The following is a 15,908-nucleotide window of genomic DNA, read 5'->3' as shown; positions in this document are numbered from 1 at the left end:
CACCCGGTCCTTGTGCGCTCTACAGGTAGGGCCCGCCGGCGCCCCGGTGCCCCTGGTCGTCCGGACCCTGCGCGACGCCGCCGGGGAGGGCGCGCCGCATCTGCTCCAGCTGGGCGCGGGCGGCCATCTGCTGGGCGAACAGCGTGGTCTGGATGCCGTGGAACAGCCCCTCCAGCCAGCCGACCAGCTGGGCGTGGGCCACTCGCAGCTCGGCGTCACTGGGGGCGGCGCCGTTGTCGTCGCTGAACGGCAGCGAGAGCCGTTCCAGCTCTTCGACCAGCTCGGGGGCGAGCCCCTCCTCCAGCTCCTTGATCGAGCTCTTGTGGATCTCCCTGAGCCGCAGCCGGCTGGCCTCGTCGAGAGGGGCCGCGCGAACCTCTTCGAGCAACTGGCGGATCATGCTGCCGATGCGCATCACCTTCGCCGGCTGCTCGACCAGCTCGGCGACGGATCGCTCCTCCTGCTCCCCCTTCTTGCCGTTCGTGCCCGAGACCGAGAGGCCCTGGGGCCCCACGACCACGATCTGTGGGGTGCTCTCGTCTGCGTTCATGGATGGTTGACAACTCCTGATTCCGGGATCCGGTGGGTCACCGCGTGCTCACCGGATCCAACCTAGCTCACCGCGTCAGCAGGATCTTTCCGATGTGTTCGCCCTGTTCGAGCAGGCGGTGGGCCTGCGCGGCGTCCTCCATCGGCACCGTGGCGTGCACGACCGGCCGGACGGCCCCGGCGGCGACCAGCGGCCACACGTTCTCGGTCACGCCGCGGCAGATGACGCCCTTGTCGTCGACCGGGCGGGTGCGCAGCCCGGCGCCGTGGACGGTGCCCCGCTTGGCCATCAGCGTGCCGAGGTCAAGCTCGCCGCGGGTGCCGCCCTGCATGCCGATCACCGTCAGCCGTCCGCCGATGGCGAGCGCGTCGAGGTTCCCGGCGAGGTACTTGGCGCCGATGATGTCGAGGATCACGTCGGCCCGGCCCCTGAACCGCTCCGCGAAGTCCTCCTCGCGGTAGTTGACGCCCTCGTCGGCCCCGAGGTCCAGGCACCGCTGGACCTTCTCCGCCGACCCGGCCGTCACGAGCACGCTGGAGCCGAACGCCTTGGCCAACTGGATCGCCATCGTGCCGATGCCGCTCGCGCCGCCGTGGACGAGCAGGGTCTCGCCCTTGCGGAGCCGGGCGGCCATGAACACCATCGACCAGACCGTGCAGGCGACCTCCGGCAGCGCGGCCGCCTCGGCGAGCGGGACGCCGTCCGGCACCGGCATCACCTGCTGCCACGGTACGGCGACCTTCTCGGCGTACCCGCCGCCGGCCAGCAGGGCGCACACCTGGTCGCCCACGCGGAGGCCCTCGACGTTCTCCCCGATCTCGCTGATCACGCCGGAGCACTCCAGCCCGGGGATCTCGGACGCCCCCGGAGGCGGCGGGTAGAAGCCCTGCCGCTGGAGGAGGTCCGCCCGGTTGACCGCCGACGCGGCCACATCGATGACGACCTCACCCCTGGCGGGACGGGGATCCGGGACTTCCTGCCAGACCAAAACCCCAGGTCCGCCCGGTTCCGAAATCACGATCGCACGCATGTGACCTAAAGTATCGTGGCGGAGAACTCGGCGGTTGCCCGCATTCACCGTATTACGTGGCGCTAATCTGCATTGTGTTTGCTGCCCCATTAGCCCGTCCCAAGGGGGTACACGGTGGCGAGACATGATCGTGAGGATCCCCATTCTCTCGAGGATCAGCTCGCGTGGCTCGACGCGATCAAGGAGATGCCCGACGAGGTGGAGATCGCGGTCAGCGCGGTGACGTCCGCCTCTTTGGCATCCCCTCCGCCCCCTCCCGCGCCCGCCGAGCCCGAGATCGCCTCGCCGTATCCGAAGGACCCCTGGAGCCTCGTACCGTCCGAGCCGGCGTCCGGCGGCCTGTTCCGCGGCGCGGTCGAGTCGGTGTACGGCTCCCCCGTGGCGGAGGGCGACACGGACACCTCCGAGGGGCGCGGACGCCTCGCGGACGCCGGCTACGGCCCGTCCCGGGAGACGGCGTTCGGCGGCGGCCAGGACTCCCCGTACGGCTTCGGCTCCGACAAGGGATTCGGCCGGGATACCGCTTTCGGTCAGCCGGATTCCGCCGGGGGTGAGACCGTGTACGGCACGCCGGATCCGTTCGGCGCCACGACCGCTTTCCACGACGAGCCCGCTTTCGGCAATCGCGACCCGCGCCGCGACGCGTTCGGCGGCGAGAAGGCCTTCCGCGACGAGCCGGGTTTCGGCGGGCGCGAGCCGCTCGGCGGCCTGGAGTCGCGCGGCGGCCCTGAGCGGGGCGGCCCTGAGCGGGGCGGCCCTGAGCGGGGCGGCTCGGAGCGGGGCGGCGAGTCCGATCCGCGAGGCGGCGCGAACGCGTCTGGCGCCGGGACGGACGACGAGTCCGGACGGGAGCCGTCCGACGGCGACGCCGCCCGGCGCGAGCCGTTCGAGGGCGCGGAGGCCACAGAGGCCGCGGGCACGGCCGAGGAGAGGGCCGAGGAGTCCCGGAGGGCGGACGAGCCCGAGGAGGACGACTACCCCACCTCGCCGCCCGGGGCCCTGGGCAAGGCGCCGTTCGCGGACCCGTCTGGGGGTGAGCGGTCGCGCGGCGCGTTCGGCGAGTCCCCGGGGGACACCGACGCGTACAACGTCGGCGCGTTCGGGGACGGGGACGCCCGCGCCAACCCCTACGGCGACGCGGACGAGGCGGCCTCGCAAGAGCGGTCGCTGCGCGGCTGGCTGGAGCCGGCCGTCCCCGTGGAGTCGGCCAGGGCGGAGCCCGCGTACCCGCGGGAGTCCGCGCCTGCGGCCGACAAGCCGGAGCCATTCACGCCCGCCGAGACGCCGTTCGGGTCTGCGGAGCAGTCGTTCGGGCCGGCCGAGACGCCGTTCGCGGAGACGTCTTTTGCACCTGCGGAGACGTCGTTCGGGTCTGCGGAGTCGTCGTTCGGGCCTGTGGAGCCTCCGTTCGCGGTCGCTCCGCGGAGCGAGAACGCCTTCGCCGGGTCCCTGCGAGAGGACCTGGCGGCCGACGAGCGCAAGCCGTACGACCAGGGTGCCGGCGTCGGCGCCCCACAGGCCGAGCGCCGGCCGTTCGACACCGACCGGGGCAGCGATCACAGCGGCGGCATGGATCGTGGTCGGGACGCGAGCGATCGCGGCCCGGTCGTCGACCGGGACCACGGGCCGGCCGTCAAGCATGATCGTGGACCGGCGGCGGAGCGGGACCGCGGAGTCGCCGACGAGCGGGAGCCGTACCAGCCGCGCAGGCGGCAGGCGCCGCCGGCCGCGGCGTTCAGCGCGCCCTCGCGTTCAACGAGCGGCAAGCCGAACGCCGACAGCCTCGACCCGGTCACCCTTCTGAAGGGCCGCAGGAACGCTCCCGCCGCGGGTTGGCGGCGGATCGTCTACAAGGCCTCCGCCGGGCTGATCAAGCCGGGTGAGCCGCCGGAGGTGCGGCGCCGTCGTGAGCTGGTCAACCGCGCCCGTACGCCGGTCGCCAGCGGGCACCACCGTGTGGCCGTCCTGAGCCTGAAGGGCGGCGTCGGCAAGACCACCACCACGGTCGGCCTCGGCGCGACGCTCGCCCAGGTCCGCGGCGACCGCGTCATCGCCGTCGACGCCAACCCCGACCGTGGAACGCTCTCCGACAAGGTCGAGCTGGAGACCTCCGCGACCGTCCGCGACCTGCTGAACGAGCGCGGGCAGATCAAGCGGTACGTCGACATCCGGGCCTTCACCTCCCAGGCGCCGTCCCGCCTGGAGATCCTGGCCTCCGACCGCGACCCGTCGGTGTCGGAGGCGTTCAGCGCCAAGGACTATCACGCGGTGGCCCAGGTGCTGGAGAACTTCTACTCCATCTGCATCACCGACTGCGGCACCGGTCTGCTGCACTCGGCCATGTCGGGCGTTCTGGGCATGGCCGACCAGATCGTGCTGGTCAGCTCACCGTCCGTGGACGGCGCCCGGGCCGCTTCGGCGACCCTCGACTGGCTGGAGGCCCACCACTACGGCGACCTCGTCCGCGCCGCCACGGTCGTGCTGTGCAGTGTCCGGCCGCGGTCGAAGTCGACCGTGGACCTCGACAGGCTGGAGGCCCACTTCGCCGCCCGCTGCCGCGCCGTCGTCCGCGTGCCGTACGACCCCCACCTGGAGGAGGGCGCGGAGATCGACCTCGACCGGCTCCAGGAGGCCACCCGGGACGCGTACCTCCGCCTGGCCGCCTCCGTCGGCGACGCCTTCGCCGGCCCCCAGGCCCTGACGGAGCGCCGCTTCTCGGAGATCCCCGATCACCTGTAGCCCCGTTCCGCAGCGCGTTCGATCACCGTCCCGGGTACGCCCGGGGCGGTGAGAGACTAAGCTGCACGTGGCGCCGACGAGGCGTCCGGGAGAGCTCGCCTAGTGGACGATGGCGGCGGTCTTGAAAACCGCTAGGCCGGGTGACCGGTCTCGTGGGTTCGAATCCCACGCTCTCCGCTCAACCAGCCAAAACGGCGTCCGACCAGCGAATTCGCTCGGTCCAGACGCCGTTGATCGTTCCAGCCGTGCGCAGCCGTAAGCCACCAAGAGCAGCTCTCGGCCGCTGCCCGCGGGATATTCGCGGGATGGACGACGCTGCGATCCATAACGCGTCACAGGACCGCTGGACACCGGCGACGTGCGCCAGAAAGCACACGCTGAACGTGGTGCTGGTCGGTGACGACACCGACTCGAGAGGACGACGTTCCTCTGTATGGTGCGGCGGCAGTACACCGGCACCGCCAGGCAAAAACACCATCTGCGAGATCGGCGTCTTTGTGGCCTACGCCACCTCACGCGGGCGGTGCTGATCACCTTTGCCGAGACGATTGGGAAATAGTGCCGCCCAGAGATTGATCAAGCGCCGCTGCCGTGCTGAAAGCTTCAAGTTATGCCCTGCAAAGCTTCCTGTTCGTACGCGTCCTCACTCGCCTCGTCTCCAAGGCTTACGGCATCCAAGTTGCCCCGGACTACCTTCCCCCAATTAGCATTGGAATTCGCGAACGAGAGCAGGTGATCAACCTCGTTGGAGAATCGTGGACCCATTGCGTTGAGCCGTGCGAGCTGTCGAAGCCAGGGTGAGAGCTGTGCTCGATTTGCATAGGCGCACCAGCGGCGCATTGCAGTTACAAAATGCGCCAACCCCTTGTCTGTGCTTTCGTCATTCTCAGTAGCCAGGCCTTGGTGCAGCAGGCTCCAGCCTAGAGAAAGCTGAGCGTAGTTGTCGACGTCTGCAACAGACTCTAGAAGCTCGATCGATTCCGTAAAGCGCCCCTGGCGTTGAAGGAGTTGTCCGAGTGCTGACCTTGAGCGAATGTTTGTGGGGTCACGCGAGATGCTTTCACGCCAAAGCGCCTCAGCAAGACGCATGCGACGGTGGCGACGAGCCAGCGCGCCTGCCATGCCGAAATCGGAGGCTGCGGCATGCTGATCACCGGTGAGTGCGGCGGCTCGATCGCCGGCGAGCGCGTACAGGACGCTGGCAAGGTTGATATCTCCACGGTTACGAAGCCAGGTTGCGATTCCTTTAAGTGCACCGATTCCTTGCGAGTCTTCCCGCACCGCGTCGGCAGCGATTTCTTCGTGGACATCTGTAACGGGCATGTCTTCGTGGGAGCGTGTATTGCTAAGACCGTCATCGGCCTTGGCTGTAGAGGTGCCGAGCAGCAATGTGATGAGCTGGTTCAAAGAAACACCTTCGCGCTCGGCCCGAGTAGCCAATGCACGATGAAGTGTACGAGGCACACGGACAGAGAAGCGTCCGCTGAAGTCCTCAAGGTCGGACCTTGGTACTGGAATCGGAGTTCCTTGTTCGATGGCTACCTCGAGCCAGCATCGAAGTGCATCTTGAAGGTTTTCTAGAACCTCTTCTGCCGTCGAGCCTTCACTGATGCATCCCTCCAATTCCTGAATACGGCCGAAGAAGCCGTCCCCGTCGGGGACGATCTCACGGGTCCATGGAAGCGAGCAAAGCTCGTCAAGTGAGAGGGACCTAGTCCCGATGTGGGCAGCCAAGGTCGAGCACTTCCTCCAAGATCGTCAAAATTTGTGTCGTTAATCGTGGCCCTACCGGATTGCGACCGGTAGGAATAGTTATTGGACGTTGGCCGGGCCTAAGCGCGCACCAATGCGATCCCTTTCCTCGATTCTTATCGATCTCATATCCGCACGCTCGGCACGCATCGGCGAGATCGTCTGGACTGTTAGCGCGCCGATTGCGACGGATGTAGAGCAGTCGGCGGCGCGCTTCAGCGCATTCTGGGCACATCCACGCCTCTTAATCACAAACTTACCAACTAGTGTGATGCGGCACCATATACGGCGCCTAACGTTACTCCTCGTACTCACTCTAGCATACCGTCACCGTATGTGGTGTCAAGCGACGGTCGTGCATCGCATGTGGTGACAGCGCTGAAAGGCTGCTTACCGTCAGAACGGGGCTGATGCTCGGCCTGGATGCGGTGCCGCGTGGAACAACTCGCGCGGAGAGGATGTCGCCCCCCTGGCTCTACCCCAGTGCCTCACCGATCCTTGTGTTTGCGATCTCTGCACCGCCGTCTATGCACTTGGCATAGACCCTGAGCAGCACATCTACCCCGTGCCCCGCGCGTACGGCGACCTCCGGAGCGGCCACGCCGGCATTGAGCCAGAGCGAAACCGCAGCGTGGCGCAGGTCGTACGGGCGAGCCGCCAACGGCGATGCGACCTGTTCCGGGATCAGCGCCAGAGTCCGGGCCTTCTGCCACGCCTCACAGTAGGTCCCGATGGAGATCACACCGCCTCGGGACGTTCGGAAGAGGCGCCCGTCATCGTGGACGCCGAACTCGTCGATGTGCTCTCGGAGGATGGTCACCAATTCCGGGGGGATCGGCACGGGACGGCCCTCGTCCTGTGCACGGTGCTTCAGGCCGCGATCGTCGTGCGCCTCTCCGCTGTCCGTCCATCGCTTGTTCGCCTGGGGCTTGGACTTCGAGAGGACCAGGCGGCCCCATCCAGACTCGGGAAGGTGGCAGTCCTGGATACGGAGGCCGAGCGCTTCAGCGGGCCGGAGGCCACCGAAGTAGAGGCAGGCGAAGAAGGCACTGAGGTGCCGGCCACGGTCGAGGCGGCCTGCATAGGTCACCGCGGCGAGCAGCTCCCGTGCCTGGGCCGGGTTCACTACGACCCGCCGGTCCACAACCTCGCGGACTTTGGGCGGCTTCCACGCCTTCACCTTGTCGATCGGGTTGGAGGGCAGCTCTTCGAGGTCTACGGCGTACTGCAAGACGTTGTAGAAGACCGAGCGCTTCCGGGCGATCGTCGTGGCCGCAGCCGCCCCGCCGTCGAGCCGAGTCGTCAGCGCGTCCAGGCCGAGTCGTACGTTCCGAACCTTGGCTAGGTCGGCTACAGAAAGTGAGTGACGCTCAAGCCACGTCACGGCAGCTGCGATGCCAACCGGACGAGGCTGTTGCCGAGATGCCGGAGGAAGGACGTATTGGCGTAGTGCTTCCCTGAGGACCAGCTCGTCCGGCTTACCGGGTGTGTTTTCGTCGACGAGTGCCGGGGTCACCGTGGCGAGAGCGTCGGTAAGACTGTCGCGCGTCTTCGCCGCAGCGTGAGGCCACTTCATGTCGATGTAGGCCAAGACGAGAGTGAGCCAGGTGATGGCGTTCTTCGCCTTCGACATGGACGCGGGTAGCCCGGTCTCCGTATCGAACGCCTCACCTCGCTTGGCCGCCTGCCGGAGGTCGGACAGGAAGCTTTCGGCCAGGGCCTTCGTCCTCAGCGTTTTCGACTTCTGGCGGCCGCCGACCTTCCAGCGAACCTCGTAGGGGGCAGTCTTGCTGGACTGATTCCGCCGGACTTCCCAGAGCTTGACTGAAGTTGCCCCGGTTGTGTGGACAGGTCGGGGTTTGCGGCTATGCGGCAGCGTAACGGTCTTGTTCGGCGTCGTGCCGGCGTTCGTACTCGGCAGGGCTGAGCATGCCCAGGGTCGAATGGCGGCGGCGGGGGTTGTAGAACCCTTCGATGAAGTCGAAGCAGGCGGCCTTGGCGTGGGCGCGGGTGGCGAAGTGATGCCGGTCGAGCAACTCGGTCTCCAACGTCGCGAAGAAGCTCTCGGTGACGGCGTTGTCGAAGCAGTCGGCGACCGTCCCGGTCGACGTGCGAATGCTCGCTGACCTGCATCGCTGGCTGAACGACAGCGACGTGTATTGACTTCCTTGATCGCTATGATGGATCAGCCCGGGAGCGGGCCGACGGTTCCAGATCGCCATCTCCGGGGCGTCGATGACCAACTCGGTGCGCATGTGATCGGCCATCGCCCACCCGACGATCCGCCGGGAGAACACATCCAGCACGACGGCCAGATACAGCCACCCCTCGCCGGTCGGCACGTAGGTGATGTCGGCCGTCCAGGTCCGGTTCGGCGCCGCCGCGGTAAAGTCCCGCTTCACCAGATCCTCAGCCGGACTCGCCGCGGGGTCACGGCGGGTCAGCCCGCGCCGGCGGCGCCGATGCACCCCCTCAAGCCGGGCGGCGCGCATCAGCCGGGCCACCCGCTTGCGCCCGATACGCACTCCGAACTCATGGCGCAGCTCGGCATGCACACGCGGAGAACCATAGGTTCCCCGCGATCGGGTGTGGATCTTCGTGATCGTGTCCGTCAAGGCCTCGTCCTGCCTGGCCCGCGCGGAGGGGCCGCGGTTCTTCCAGACGTAGTAGCCCTGGCGCGACACACCCAGCACCCGGGCCAGCAAGGAGACGCCGTAGCGTGTCTTCTCCGCGTCGATCAGCCGGTACTTCATCTCGGCCGATCCGTCTCCCGAGCGAAGAAAACCGCGGCCCTCTTGAGGATCTCCCGCTCTTCCCGCAGCTGACGGACCTCCCGCCGCAGCCGGGCCAGCTCCTGCTTCTCCGCGCTGGTCAGACCGTCCTCGCGCCGGCCCTCATCGCGCTCAGCCTGGACCACCCAGTTACGAATGGACTGCCCGGTCGGCTCGAACTCCTTGGCCAGTTCCTCCGGCGTCCGGCCGGCACGGACCAGCTCCACCATCTGCCGCCGGAACTCCGGCGGGTACGGCGGACGTGACATCGGCACTTGTGAACTCCTCCCGGGACATATCGTCCCAAGCACTCAGGTGTCCACAAGACCGGGGCAACATCATCGCATCGTTACCCCCTTTCTCGGTCAGGCGGACAGCAGGTCGGGCAGGTCGGCCCCGTCCCGGGAGGGCCGGACGATGTCGGCCCAGTCGGGGGTGATGTGGGCGTAGGTGCGGGCGGCGTGTTCGGCGATCTGTTCGGCGACATAGAAGGAGCGGGCGCGGTACCACTGGCCGTCCTGGCTAGCGACGATTGCGACGCCAGGGGTTTCGGCGGGGATTGCGCGGGCGGAGACCAGGGCGGCGGGGTCGAGGTCGCCGAGGGTCATGGTCGCGGTCTCGGGGTCGTTGACTCGGTGGCAGATCCGCCCGGAGCACTGGGCGCGCAGGGCGGTGACGCCGGGGCCGAGGTCGGAGCCGATCCGCTGGCCGGAGCAGAACAGGTAGATGCCGAACGCCCGCCCGAGCTGGGCCACCCGCAGCAGCGCGGTCGAGGTGTGGGCGATCTCGTCTTTCTCGGACTTGTCGGCCATCAGGTACAGCTCGGCCAGCTCGTCAACCAGCACCACGACCGGGACCGGGCGCACGCCGGGCGGCAGTTGCCAGATGTTGCGGGCGCCGGCCGTACGGCACAGCCCCATCCGGTCGACCATCAACGCCACCAGGTCATCCAGCAGGCTCACGCTCTCGGCCCGCGTGGTCGCCAGCGCGGACAGGCGTGGCGCGTACGGGATGAACTCGACGCCGCCTTTGAGGTCGATGCCGACCAGCGCGACCGGTTGCGGCGCCAGCCCGACCAGCAGGGCGTTCGCGAGGTTGGACTTGCCCGACTGGGTGGCGCCCGCGTTGATCCAGTGCGGCACCGTGCGGAAGTCGAGCGTCCACAGACCGCCGGTCTCCAGCCGACCGACGTGGACGGTGAGGAGCTCGCCCGAGGCCGGGAGGTGGTCGAGCCGGATGAGCGGGTCCCGCACAGTGGCGGCCAGGACCACGCGGCCGGGCCGCGGGGAAGAGACCCGTACGGCGTGGACACCCCACGAGTGCGCGAGCCGCTCGGCGGCCTGGGCGTAGTCGGCGGGGATCTGTCCTTCCAGGGTGTGGACGGTGACGCGCCAGCCGTGCCGGGTCGGCAACGGCACCCCCATGAAGGGCTTGGTGTCGACCGCGACCCGCTGGAAGCGCCGCCGCACCTTGACGAGCCCGGTTGAGGCGATCGCGCCGGGGACGGTGGTGAACCACCAGCGTTGCCGCTTCTTCGTCAGGCCGCAGCCGAGGGCGACCTTGCGCCAGGTCGCCCAGATCGTGACGGCCATCAGCGGGAAGCCGACGAGCGGCCAGTAGGACCGGTAGTGGAAGCGCCGCCAGGCCCACAGGCCGGCCGCAAGAGCGGCCAAGCCTGCGAGCAGCGGCATCAGGGCGTCACGCACGGGCGGCCATCTCGGCGGGGAGGATCGAGGTGGCCCGGTAGCTGATGCCCCAGCGGGCCTCGCCGCCCCGGGACATCTCCCAGACATAGCCGACCAGGCCGACCGGGGTCACGTCCTGCCCGGCGGTGACCTGCGGTTCGCCGGAGGTGCCGACCTTGACGAGTTCGATCCGGCTGAACTCGTCCTCCACCGACAGGACGATCTCGTAGCCGGTGTTGCCGTTCTTGTCGGTCTTGATCTCGCCGGTGTCCTGGTTGAGGACGCGGGGGCGGGGTGCGCGGACGCAGACGAACTGGAGCTTGGTGACGTCGACGGGGATCGGGATGGTGCGCATGTGTTGGACCTCCTTAGCCTCGTGGCCAACATAGTTAACTAGGTTGACCTGGTTGTCAATGTTCTCGTGGTTGGCTTGGTCGTGCTGCTGTGCTGAGATAAGGGCGATGGTCAAGAAGACGGGACGGCCCGGTTACCTCCAGATCGCCGACGATCTGCGCGAGCAGATCCGCAGCGGATCTCTGCCGCCGGGCGCGCCGTTGCCGTCGACCGCCCAGCTCGCGACCCGGTACGACGCCTCGCTCAGTGTCGTGAAACTCGCGGTCGGGATCTTGCGGAACGAGGGCCTGGTCATCGGCCAGCAGGGCAAGGGCGTGTTCGTCCGGGAAGACGTCCCGGATGCGGCGCACGCGGCGGCGGACTTGGCGAGTGAGGTCATCGAGCTACGCACCGCCGTCCAGGACCTGGCCGAACGCCTGGCACGGGTCGAAGCGACGTTGTCTCAGCGATCCGAGACGTAGGCCCGCCGTTCCGGGCGTATAACCCGGTGACGTGCCGGGCCAGGCGCGCCGAAGGGTCACCACAGGCGGCGCCGCGGAACATGGCCTTGTCCTCCCGCTTCATACCGACAGAGACCGTTACGAAGCCGACGGCGATGACCGCGCTGAGCGCCAGGGCGATGATCAGGGGCACCGTGCTCATGACCAGCTCACCCTGCTCGCGGCGGCGCTCAGCGGGACGCGCGAGAGACGCCGGGGCAGGGCGCGGCGCTTGGCGGCATGGCGCCGGGCCTTATCGCCCCGGGCCCAGCGGTCACGGGCCAGGCACTTGCTACAGCGGGTCTGCCCCTGCTTCAGCAGCGCCCCGCAGTCGCAGTCCGGGGCCTCCTCACTGGGAGTGATCGTGGTGTGTGTCATGGTCTCTTCTCCTTTCGCCGCAGGTCGTGGTGCCTTGTGACACCGAGATTGCGGGAGAAGGACAGGACGAAATCACTACACGACGGGACATGTTCAAGACGTCCCGTCTACGATTGCCACGTCCCTGGACGTCCCGATGCGGCAGGTGAAATGGCCAACGAGCGACTACGCGCGGCCCTATTAGAACGGGGAGTGAGCATCGCCGACCTGGCGGAAGCCATCGCCGTGGACCCCAAGACGGTCGAGCGGTGGATCACCAAAGGCCGCGCACCGTACCGAAAGCACAGGTACGCCGTCGCCACCCACCTCGGCATGGACGAGGGCTACCTGTGGCCCGAGGCCCTGACCCGAGAACAGGTCGCCTCCGCATCCGAGAGCGAGATCGTCACCGTCTACCCGCACCGCTGGGCCGTCCCCCGGGACGCCTGGGGACGTCTGTTTGCCCAGGCGCAAAACGAGATCGGCATCCTCGTCTACAGCGGCCTGTTCCTCGCCGACGACGCGGGCATCATGCGCATGCTCGGCGAGAAGGCCGGCGCCGGAGTCCGGGTGCGGATCCTGCTTGGCGACCCCGACAGCCCAGAGGTTGCCCAGCGCGGCGCGGACGAAGGCATTGACGACGGCATGGCCGCCAAGATCCGCAACGTCCTCGTGCTGTACAAGCCGATCCGCAGCCTCGAAGGGGTGGAGATCCGCTTCCACACAACCGTTCTGTACAACTCGATCTACCGGGGAGACAACCAGCTTCTCGTCAACACCCACGTGTACCGCACACCCGCGGGCAACGCCCCCGTCCTGCAGCTGCGCAAGGTCGTCGGCGGGGACATGGTCACGACGTACGTGGACAGCTTCGAACGGGTCTGGGAGGAAGCCACGCCGGTAGAGTCCTGACCGTGTCTCGCCGGATCGACTTCTACGACGACCCTGACGCCCCCGCGCCCAACAGCCTGGTCCCGTCGGTCAATGTCGTCGTCACCAACGACACTGGGGACATCCTCATGATCCGCCGCAGCGACAACGATAATTGGGCTGTCCCCGGCGGTGCGATCGACCTCGGCGAGTCCCTCCCCCAGGCCGCCGTACGCGAGACCCTCGAAGAGACCGGCATCACCTGTGAGATCACCGGCCTGGTCGGCTCGTACACCGACCCCAAGCATGTGATCCTCTACACCTCGAACGGCGAGGCCCGGCAGGAGTTCTCCATCGTCCTGACCGCTCGCGCCGTCAGCGGCGAACCGACCCCGAGCAGCGAGTCGACCGAAGTTCGCTGGGTACCCCGCGACCAGGTCGAGGCCCTGCCGATGGACCGCTCAATGGCCCTACGGATCGGGCACTACCTCACCGGCACCGCCCAGCCATACATCGGTTAGTGGAATCGCTCTCTTCCCTTCGTACGGAGGAAGCGTCCGATCCCCAACTTGGGATAAAACTTCTCTCACAGGCGCCTTGGCTCAGAATGGAGCATACGGCTCGCGGTCCGAGCACTATCCCGCGTTTTGGGGGTGCCAGGTCGGCGTGTGGCTCAGATACAAGAGGAGTCTCTGTGCGATTGATCATGGATAACAACGTGTGGGCAGCAATCGCCAGGACCGGCAGCAAGACTGCCCTCGAGCGCTGGTCGGCCGCCCGTGGCTGGAAGGTCTGTACTCCGCCAGCGACTCTCCTTGAGATGCTTCGGGATTCCAATCTGGAACGCCTCACTGCCAACGTCTCGGCACTGACTTCCAAGCAATGGGTACGGCTTCGTACCGAGGCGGATATGGAATGCGCGGAGATGGTGGCAGAGGCCAAGCGAGTACGCCCTAGATGGGTCCGACAGATTCCGTTGCCTGGGGAGCCGGCGGCCCTACGCACGTTTTGGACCCACCAGATCTGGCGAGCAGTGGCTCGCAACCCCGCCCGTTATGTAGCACAGCGACAGTCGATGATGGAATCCAGCGAGCGCCTTGAGCAAGCAGTTTATCAGGGACTGAAGGCCAACAGGGATAGCCGTATCACTCAAAACTTTCACGCTGGCCCTCTAAAGGGCATGGTTGCGACGCCCACCGACGAGGCGCCGGACGATTATGTGCTCGGCTGGGAAGAACGGCAGCCGGTTGAACCATGGCGCGTCGAATCTCGGGATGTCTACCGCATGGGACTAACGACGGCTCTCATCAGTAAGGTGGGAGCTGGCGATACAACGCTTGCCGACTGGATTCACCCCTACCTTTGGCCGGAACGTGTTACACGTGATTGGGCAGACTTCACGCGCTTCTGGTTATTTGATGTCGACAGCGCCAACATGCCGCGGAACTGGATCCGGTGGGCCATTGCGACCGCTCAAATCATGGGCAGGATAAAGCAGAGCGACCTCCGTGATGGCCAACTCGCCGCGTACTTAATTGACTGCGATGTTTTTCTAACCGAAGATCGGAGATTCGCGAATGCCTTGGAGATGGTAAGAGCGTCGTGCCCGGCGGCGATGGCAGATATCCGCCGAATCGCGTTTGCCACAAGCGACGCAGCGATTGTCGACATTATAGAGTCCGCGCTCACGTAACCTGCAAATACTGCAGGAAGCGCCCCGCAGGAGGCGTGTACCGCTCTCCGGCCTTTCACCTCACGCGATGAAGGACGCCTATCTACCCAGTAGTACACTCAAACTGTCTCGCCGCCTTGGATAGCCGCATTCCCGATTTGTCGCAAAGCTTTCTTCACCGCACTCACAGACGTTAGGATGCACGGAGTTGAGACTCCAATTGAGCGGCTGACCAGGTGCTCTGGGCCATACCGCGAGTGAATCTCGGCCAAGCGCTCTGTGACATCAAGGTGCCCGCCATCCGGACCGGTGGTCATGTCGCAGTAAGTCAGTGCGTCGGTCAAGCCTTCGCGCTCGGGGGTGAACTCGACCCGAAGCACGTCGGCCAGTGCGCGTTCGGTCGCTTCGTTGACGGCACAGGAGTGATGGGCGACCAGGCAGCACAGCCGCTGGTCGACGCCCGCAACGTCTCGCAGGTAGCGGGCGCCGTCAAGGGGGTGAAAGCCGGTGTCGACCAGTTCGGGGGAGTAGCCGACGTCATGGAGGTAGGCGGCGGCGGTCAGTGTGTCGACCTCGTCGCCGAGGATCGGCGCGAGCGAGGCCGCCCGCGCGGCGACCCCTTGCGTGTGTGCCCACCGCCGGGAAAGCGGCGTCTCCAGCAGACGTCGGGCCAGGTCGCGCGCCCACTCAGCGTGTCCCACGCCATCGACGATAGGGGCACAACGTACGCGCGACCCTACACCCCATGAGAAGACGTCCTAGGACGTCTCGGTCTTGTGGCGGACGAACCGTCCCTTGCCCTGCACGGAGACGACCAGGCTCTCCCGTTCCAGTTCCGCGAACGCCTGCCGCACCGTGTTCCGTGACGCCTCGTACAACCAGCGAAGCTCTGCCTCGCTGGGAAGCGCGATGCCAGGGCCGAACTCGCCCTGCTCGATACGCCTGCGCAGGTCTCGCGCGATCATCTGATACCGGTACGGTAGCGTGGCCGGCGCATGGCCATCGGCAAGCACGATCCGTCCCCGGGACGGGACGGTCACGATCAGCCCTTCGGCCTCCAAGCCGCGGCAGGCCCGACGGACGGTGTTGCGAGCGACGCGGAACTCCGCCGACAGGGCCGCCTCAGACGGCAGGGCCGCTCCTGCCGCATAGACGCCGGTGGTGATGCGCTCGCGCAGCTGGTCTGCGAGCCGGCCCAAATCCGCCCGCCGGTCAGCCAGTCCTCGCTCATCTCACATGCGGTGGGCATCGAGAACCTTGCTCAGGTCCACGTGAAGTTCGCCTTGCGGGCCTTCATGCCAGCCGTCCCGCGCGGCCTTCTCAATCGTGTCGGTTGCGTGATCGATCCGCAGGCAGGAAACGCGCTCGTCCGGCTGGTCGCCCCAGTAGAACCATAAGAACGCGAGATGGACGTAGATGCGTCGTGGCCGGAACCGGCTGTCGGTTACATCCACACCGGGGCGGTCGCTGGCGTCCACGATCGACACCGCCGTGATCGCGCGCGACTCCAGCGCCTCCCGCAGCTCGGTTAAGAGCTGCTCCTGGTAGGCCCGCTGCTTTTCCTGAATCGGCCTCATCGGCTTCATGTCCGACGCTCCTTCGCCTCGGCGGTTGCGGCGCGTGCGTTGCGCCCATGTCGAACGAGCTTC

At 67.0% G+C, this 15,908-nt stretch carries 16 protein-coding genes and 1 tRNA gene; 6 read left to right on the top strand and 11 right to left on the bottom strand.

The genetic code is table 11. The features are described 5' to 3' along the window. Positions 1-19 precede the first annotated feature (19 nt). Together Mco01_RS32210 and Mco01_RS32205 are read right to left on the bottom strand one after the other, a co-directional pair. Positions 20-550 carry a bacterial proteasome activator family protein gene (locus Mco01_RS32210; protein ID WP_036324951.1) on the bottom strand — a complete coding sequence of 177 codons (531 nt, stop codon included), beginning with the start codon at positions 548-550 and terminating at the stop codon, positions 20-22. 67 nt (positions 551-617) lie between these two features. Then, a complete protein-coding gene (locus Mco01_RS32205; RefSeq protein ID WP_204060613.1) occupies positions 618-1,580 on the bottom strand; it encodes an NAD(P)H-quinone oxidoreductase in 963 nt (320 codons plus the stop codon). Between the two features lie 114 nt (positions 1,581-1,694). On the opposite strand from Mco01_RS32205, the gene Mco01_RS32200 reads away from it, so the two are divergent. Then, a complete protein-coding gene (locus tag Mco01_RS32200) occupies positions 1,695-4,319 on the top strand; it encodes a nucleotide-binding protein (protein WP_239104066.1) in 2,625 nt (874 codons plus the stop codon). Positions 4,320-4,407: 88 nt separating this feature from the next. Then, positions 4,408-4,496 (top strand) — tRNA-Ser (locus Mco01_RS32195). Between the two features lie 426 nt (positions 4,497-4,922). On the opposite strand, the gene Mco01_RS32190 is transcribed toward Mco01_RS32195, so the two are convergent. From Mco01_RS32190 to Mco01_RS32170, 5 genes are all read right to left on the bottom strand, one after another. Beyond that, the gene (locus tag Mco01_RS32190) at positions 4,923-6,053 is read right to left on the bottom strand and encodes a toxin-antitoxin system HicB family antitoxin (RefSeq protein ID WP_239104065.1); all 1,131 of its coding nucleotides are present in this window, start codon (positions 6,051-6,053) and stop codon (positions 4,923-4,925) included. A 493-nt stretch (positions 6,054-6,546) separates the two neighbouring features. Further along, positions 6,547-7,704: a tyrosine-type recombinase/integrase gene (locus Mco01_RS32185; RefSeq protein ID WP_239104064.1), complete on the bottom strand. Its 1,158-nt coding sequence runs from the start codon at positions 7,702-7,704 to the stop codon at positions 6,547-6,549. Positions 7,705-7,936: 232 nt separating this feature from the next. Beyond that, a protein-coding gene (locus Mco01_RS32180) for an IS3 family transposase (protein WP_372445003.1) occupies positions 7,937-9,117 on the bottom strand; the annotation gives its coding sequence in 2 pieces (ribosomal slippage) (positions 7,937-8,868 and positions 8,868-9,117; 1,182 coding nt in all). 90 nt (positions 9,118-9,207) lie between these two features. Next, the gene (locus Mco01_RS32175; protein ID WP_204060651.1) at positions 9,208-10,533 is read right to left on the bottom strand and encodes an FtsK/SpoIIIE domain-containing protein; all 1,326 of its coding nucleotides are present in this window, start codon (positions 10,531-10,533) and stop codon (positions 9,208-9,210) included. A 7-nt stretch (positions 10,534-10,540) separates the two neighbouring features. After that, positions 10,541-10,882: an SCO3933 family regulatory protein gene (locus Mco01_RS32170; RefSeq protein ID WP_204060611.1), complete on the bottom strand. Its 342-nt coding sequence runs from the start codon at positions 10,880-10,882 to the stop codon at positions 10,541-10,543. 106 nt (positions 10,883-10,988) lie between these two features. Here Mco01_RS32170 and Mco01_RS32165 point away from each other — a divergent pair, with 106 nt between their 5' ends. Beyond that, complete coding sequence (locus tag Mco01_RS32165) at positions 10,989-11,342, top strand: GntR family transcriptional regulator (RefSeq protein WP_204060610.1); 354 nt, start codon at positions 10,989-10,991, stop codon at positions 11,340-11,342. A gap of 177 nt (positions 11,343-11,519) precedes the next feature. Here the strand turns inward: Mco01_RS32165 and Mco01_RS32160 are convergent, their stop codons facing one another. Continuing rightward, positions 11,520-11,738, bottom strand: a complete 219-nt coding sequence (locus Mco01_RS32160) for a hypothetical protein (protein WP_204060609.1) — start codon at positions 11,736-11,738, stop codon at positions 11,520-11,522. A 150-nt stretch (positions 11,739-11,888) separates the two neighbouring features. On the opposite strand from Mco01_RS32160, the gene Mco01_RS32155 reads away from it, so the two are divergent. The 3 genes from Mco01_RS32155 to Mco01_RS32145 all read left to right on the top strand — a co-directional run bounded on the left by Mco01_RS32155 (position 11,889) and on the right by Mco01_RS32145 (position 14,280). Next, positions 11,889-12,629 (top strand): helix-turn-helix domain-containing protein, encoded by a 741-nt coding sequence (locus tag Mco01_RS32155; protein ID WP_204060608.1) that lies wholly within the window; start codon positions 11,889-11,891, stop codon positions 12,627-12,629. A 2-nt stretch (positions 12,630-12,631) separates the two neighbouring features. After that, on the top strand, positions 12,632-13,108 hold the full coding sequence (locus Mco01_RS32150; protein ID WP_204060607.1) for an NUDIX hydrolase: 477 nt from the start codon (positions 12,632-12,634) through the stop codon (positions 13,106-13,108). A gap of 173 nt (positions 13,109-13,281) precedes the next feature. Beyond that, on the top strand, positions 13,282-14,280 hold the full coding sequence (locus Mco01_RS32145) for a hypothetical protein (protein ID WP_204060606.1): 999 nt from the start codon (positions 13,282-13,284) through the stop codon (positions 14,278-14,280). A 98-nt stretch (positions 14,281-14,378) separates the two neighbouring features. Here the strand turns inward: Mco01_RS32145 and Mco01_RS32140 are convergent, their stop codons facing one another. The 3 genes from Mco01_RS32140 to Mco01_RS32130 are packed head-to-tail and all read right to left on the bottom strand — an operon-like array spanning position 14,379 to position 15,845. After that, positions 14,379-14,960, bottom strand: a complete 582-nt coding sequence (locus Mco01_RS32140) for an HD domain-containing protein (RefSeq protein ID WP_275410636.1) — start codon at positions 14,958-14,960, stop codon at positions 14,379-14,381. 57 nt (positions 14,961-15,017) lie between these two features. Beyond that, positions 15,018-15,458 carry a GntR family transcriptional regulator gene (locus Mco01_RS40535; protein ID WP_344056811.1) on the bottom strand — a complete coding sequence of 147 codons (441 nt, stop codon included), beginning with the start codon at positions 15,456-15,458 and terminating at the stop codon, positions 15,018-15,020. Between the two features lie 33 nt (positions 15,459-15,491). Continuing rightward, positions 15,492-15,845 carry a hypothetical protein gene (locus Mco01_RS32130; RefSeq protein WP_204060605.1) on the bottom strand — a complete coding sequence of 118 codons (354 nt, stop codon included), beginning with the start codon at positions 15,843-15,845 and terminating at the stop codon, positions 15,492-15,494. Positions 15,846-15,908 lie beyond the last annotated feature (63 nt).

Source organism: Microbispora corallina, assembly GCF_016863035.1.
GTDB classification, from domain to species: domain Bacteria; phylum Actinomycetota; class Actinomycetes; order Streptosporangiales; family Streptosporangiaceae; genus Microbispora; species Microbispora corallina.
This window is presented reverse-complemented; position numbering and strand designations above follow the sequence as displayed.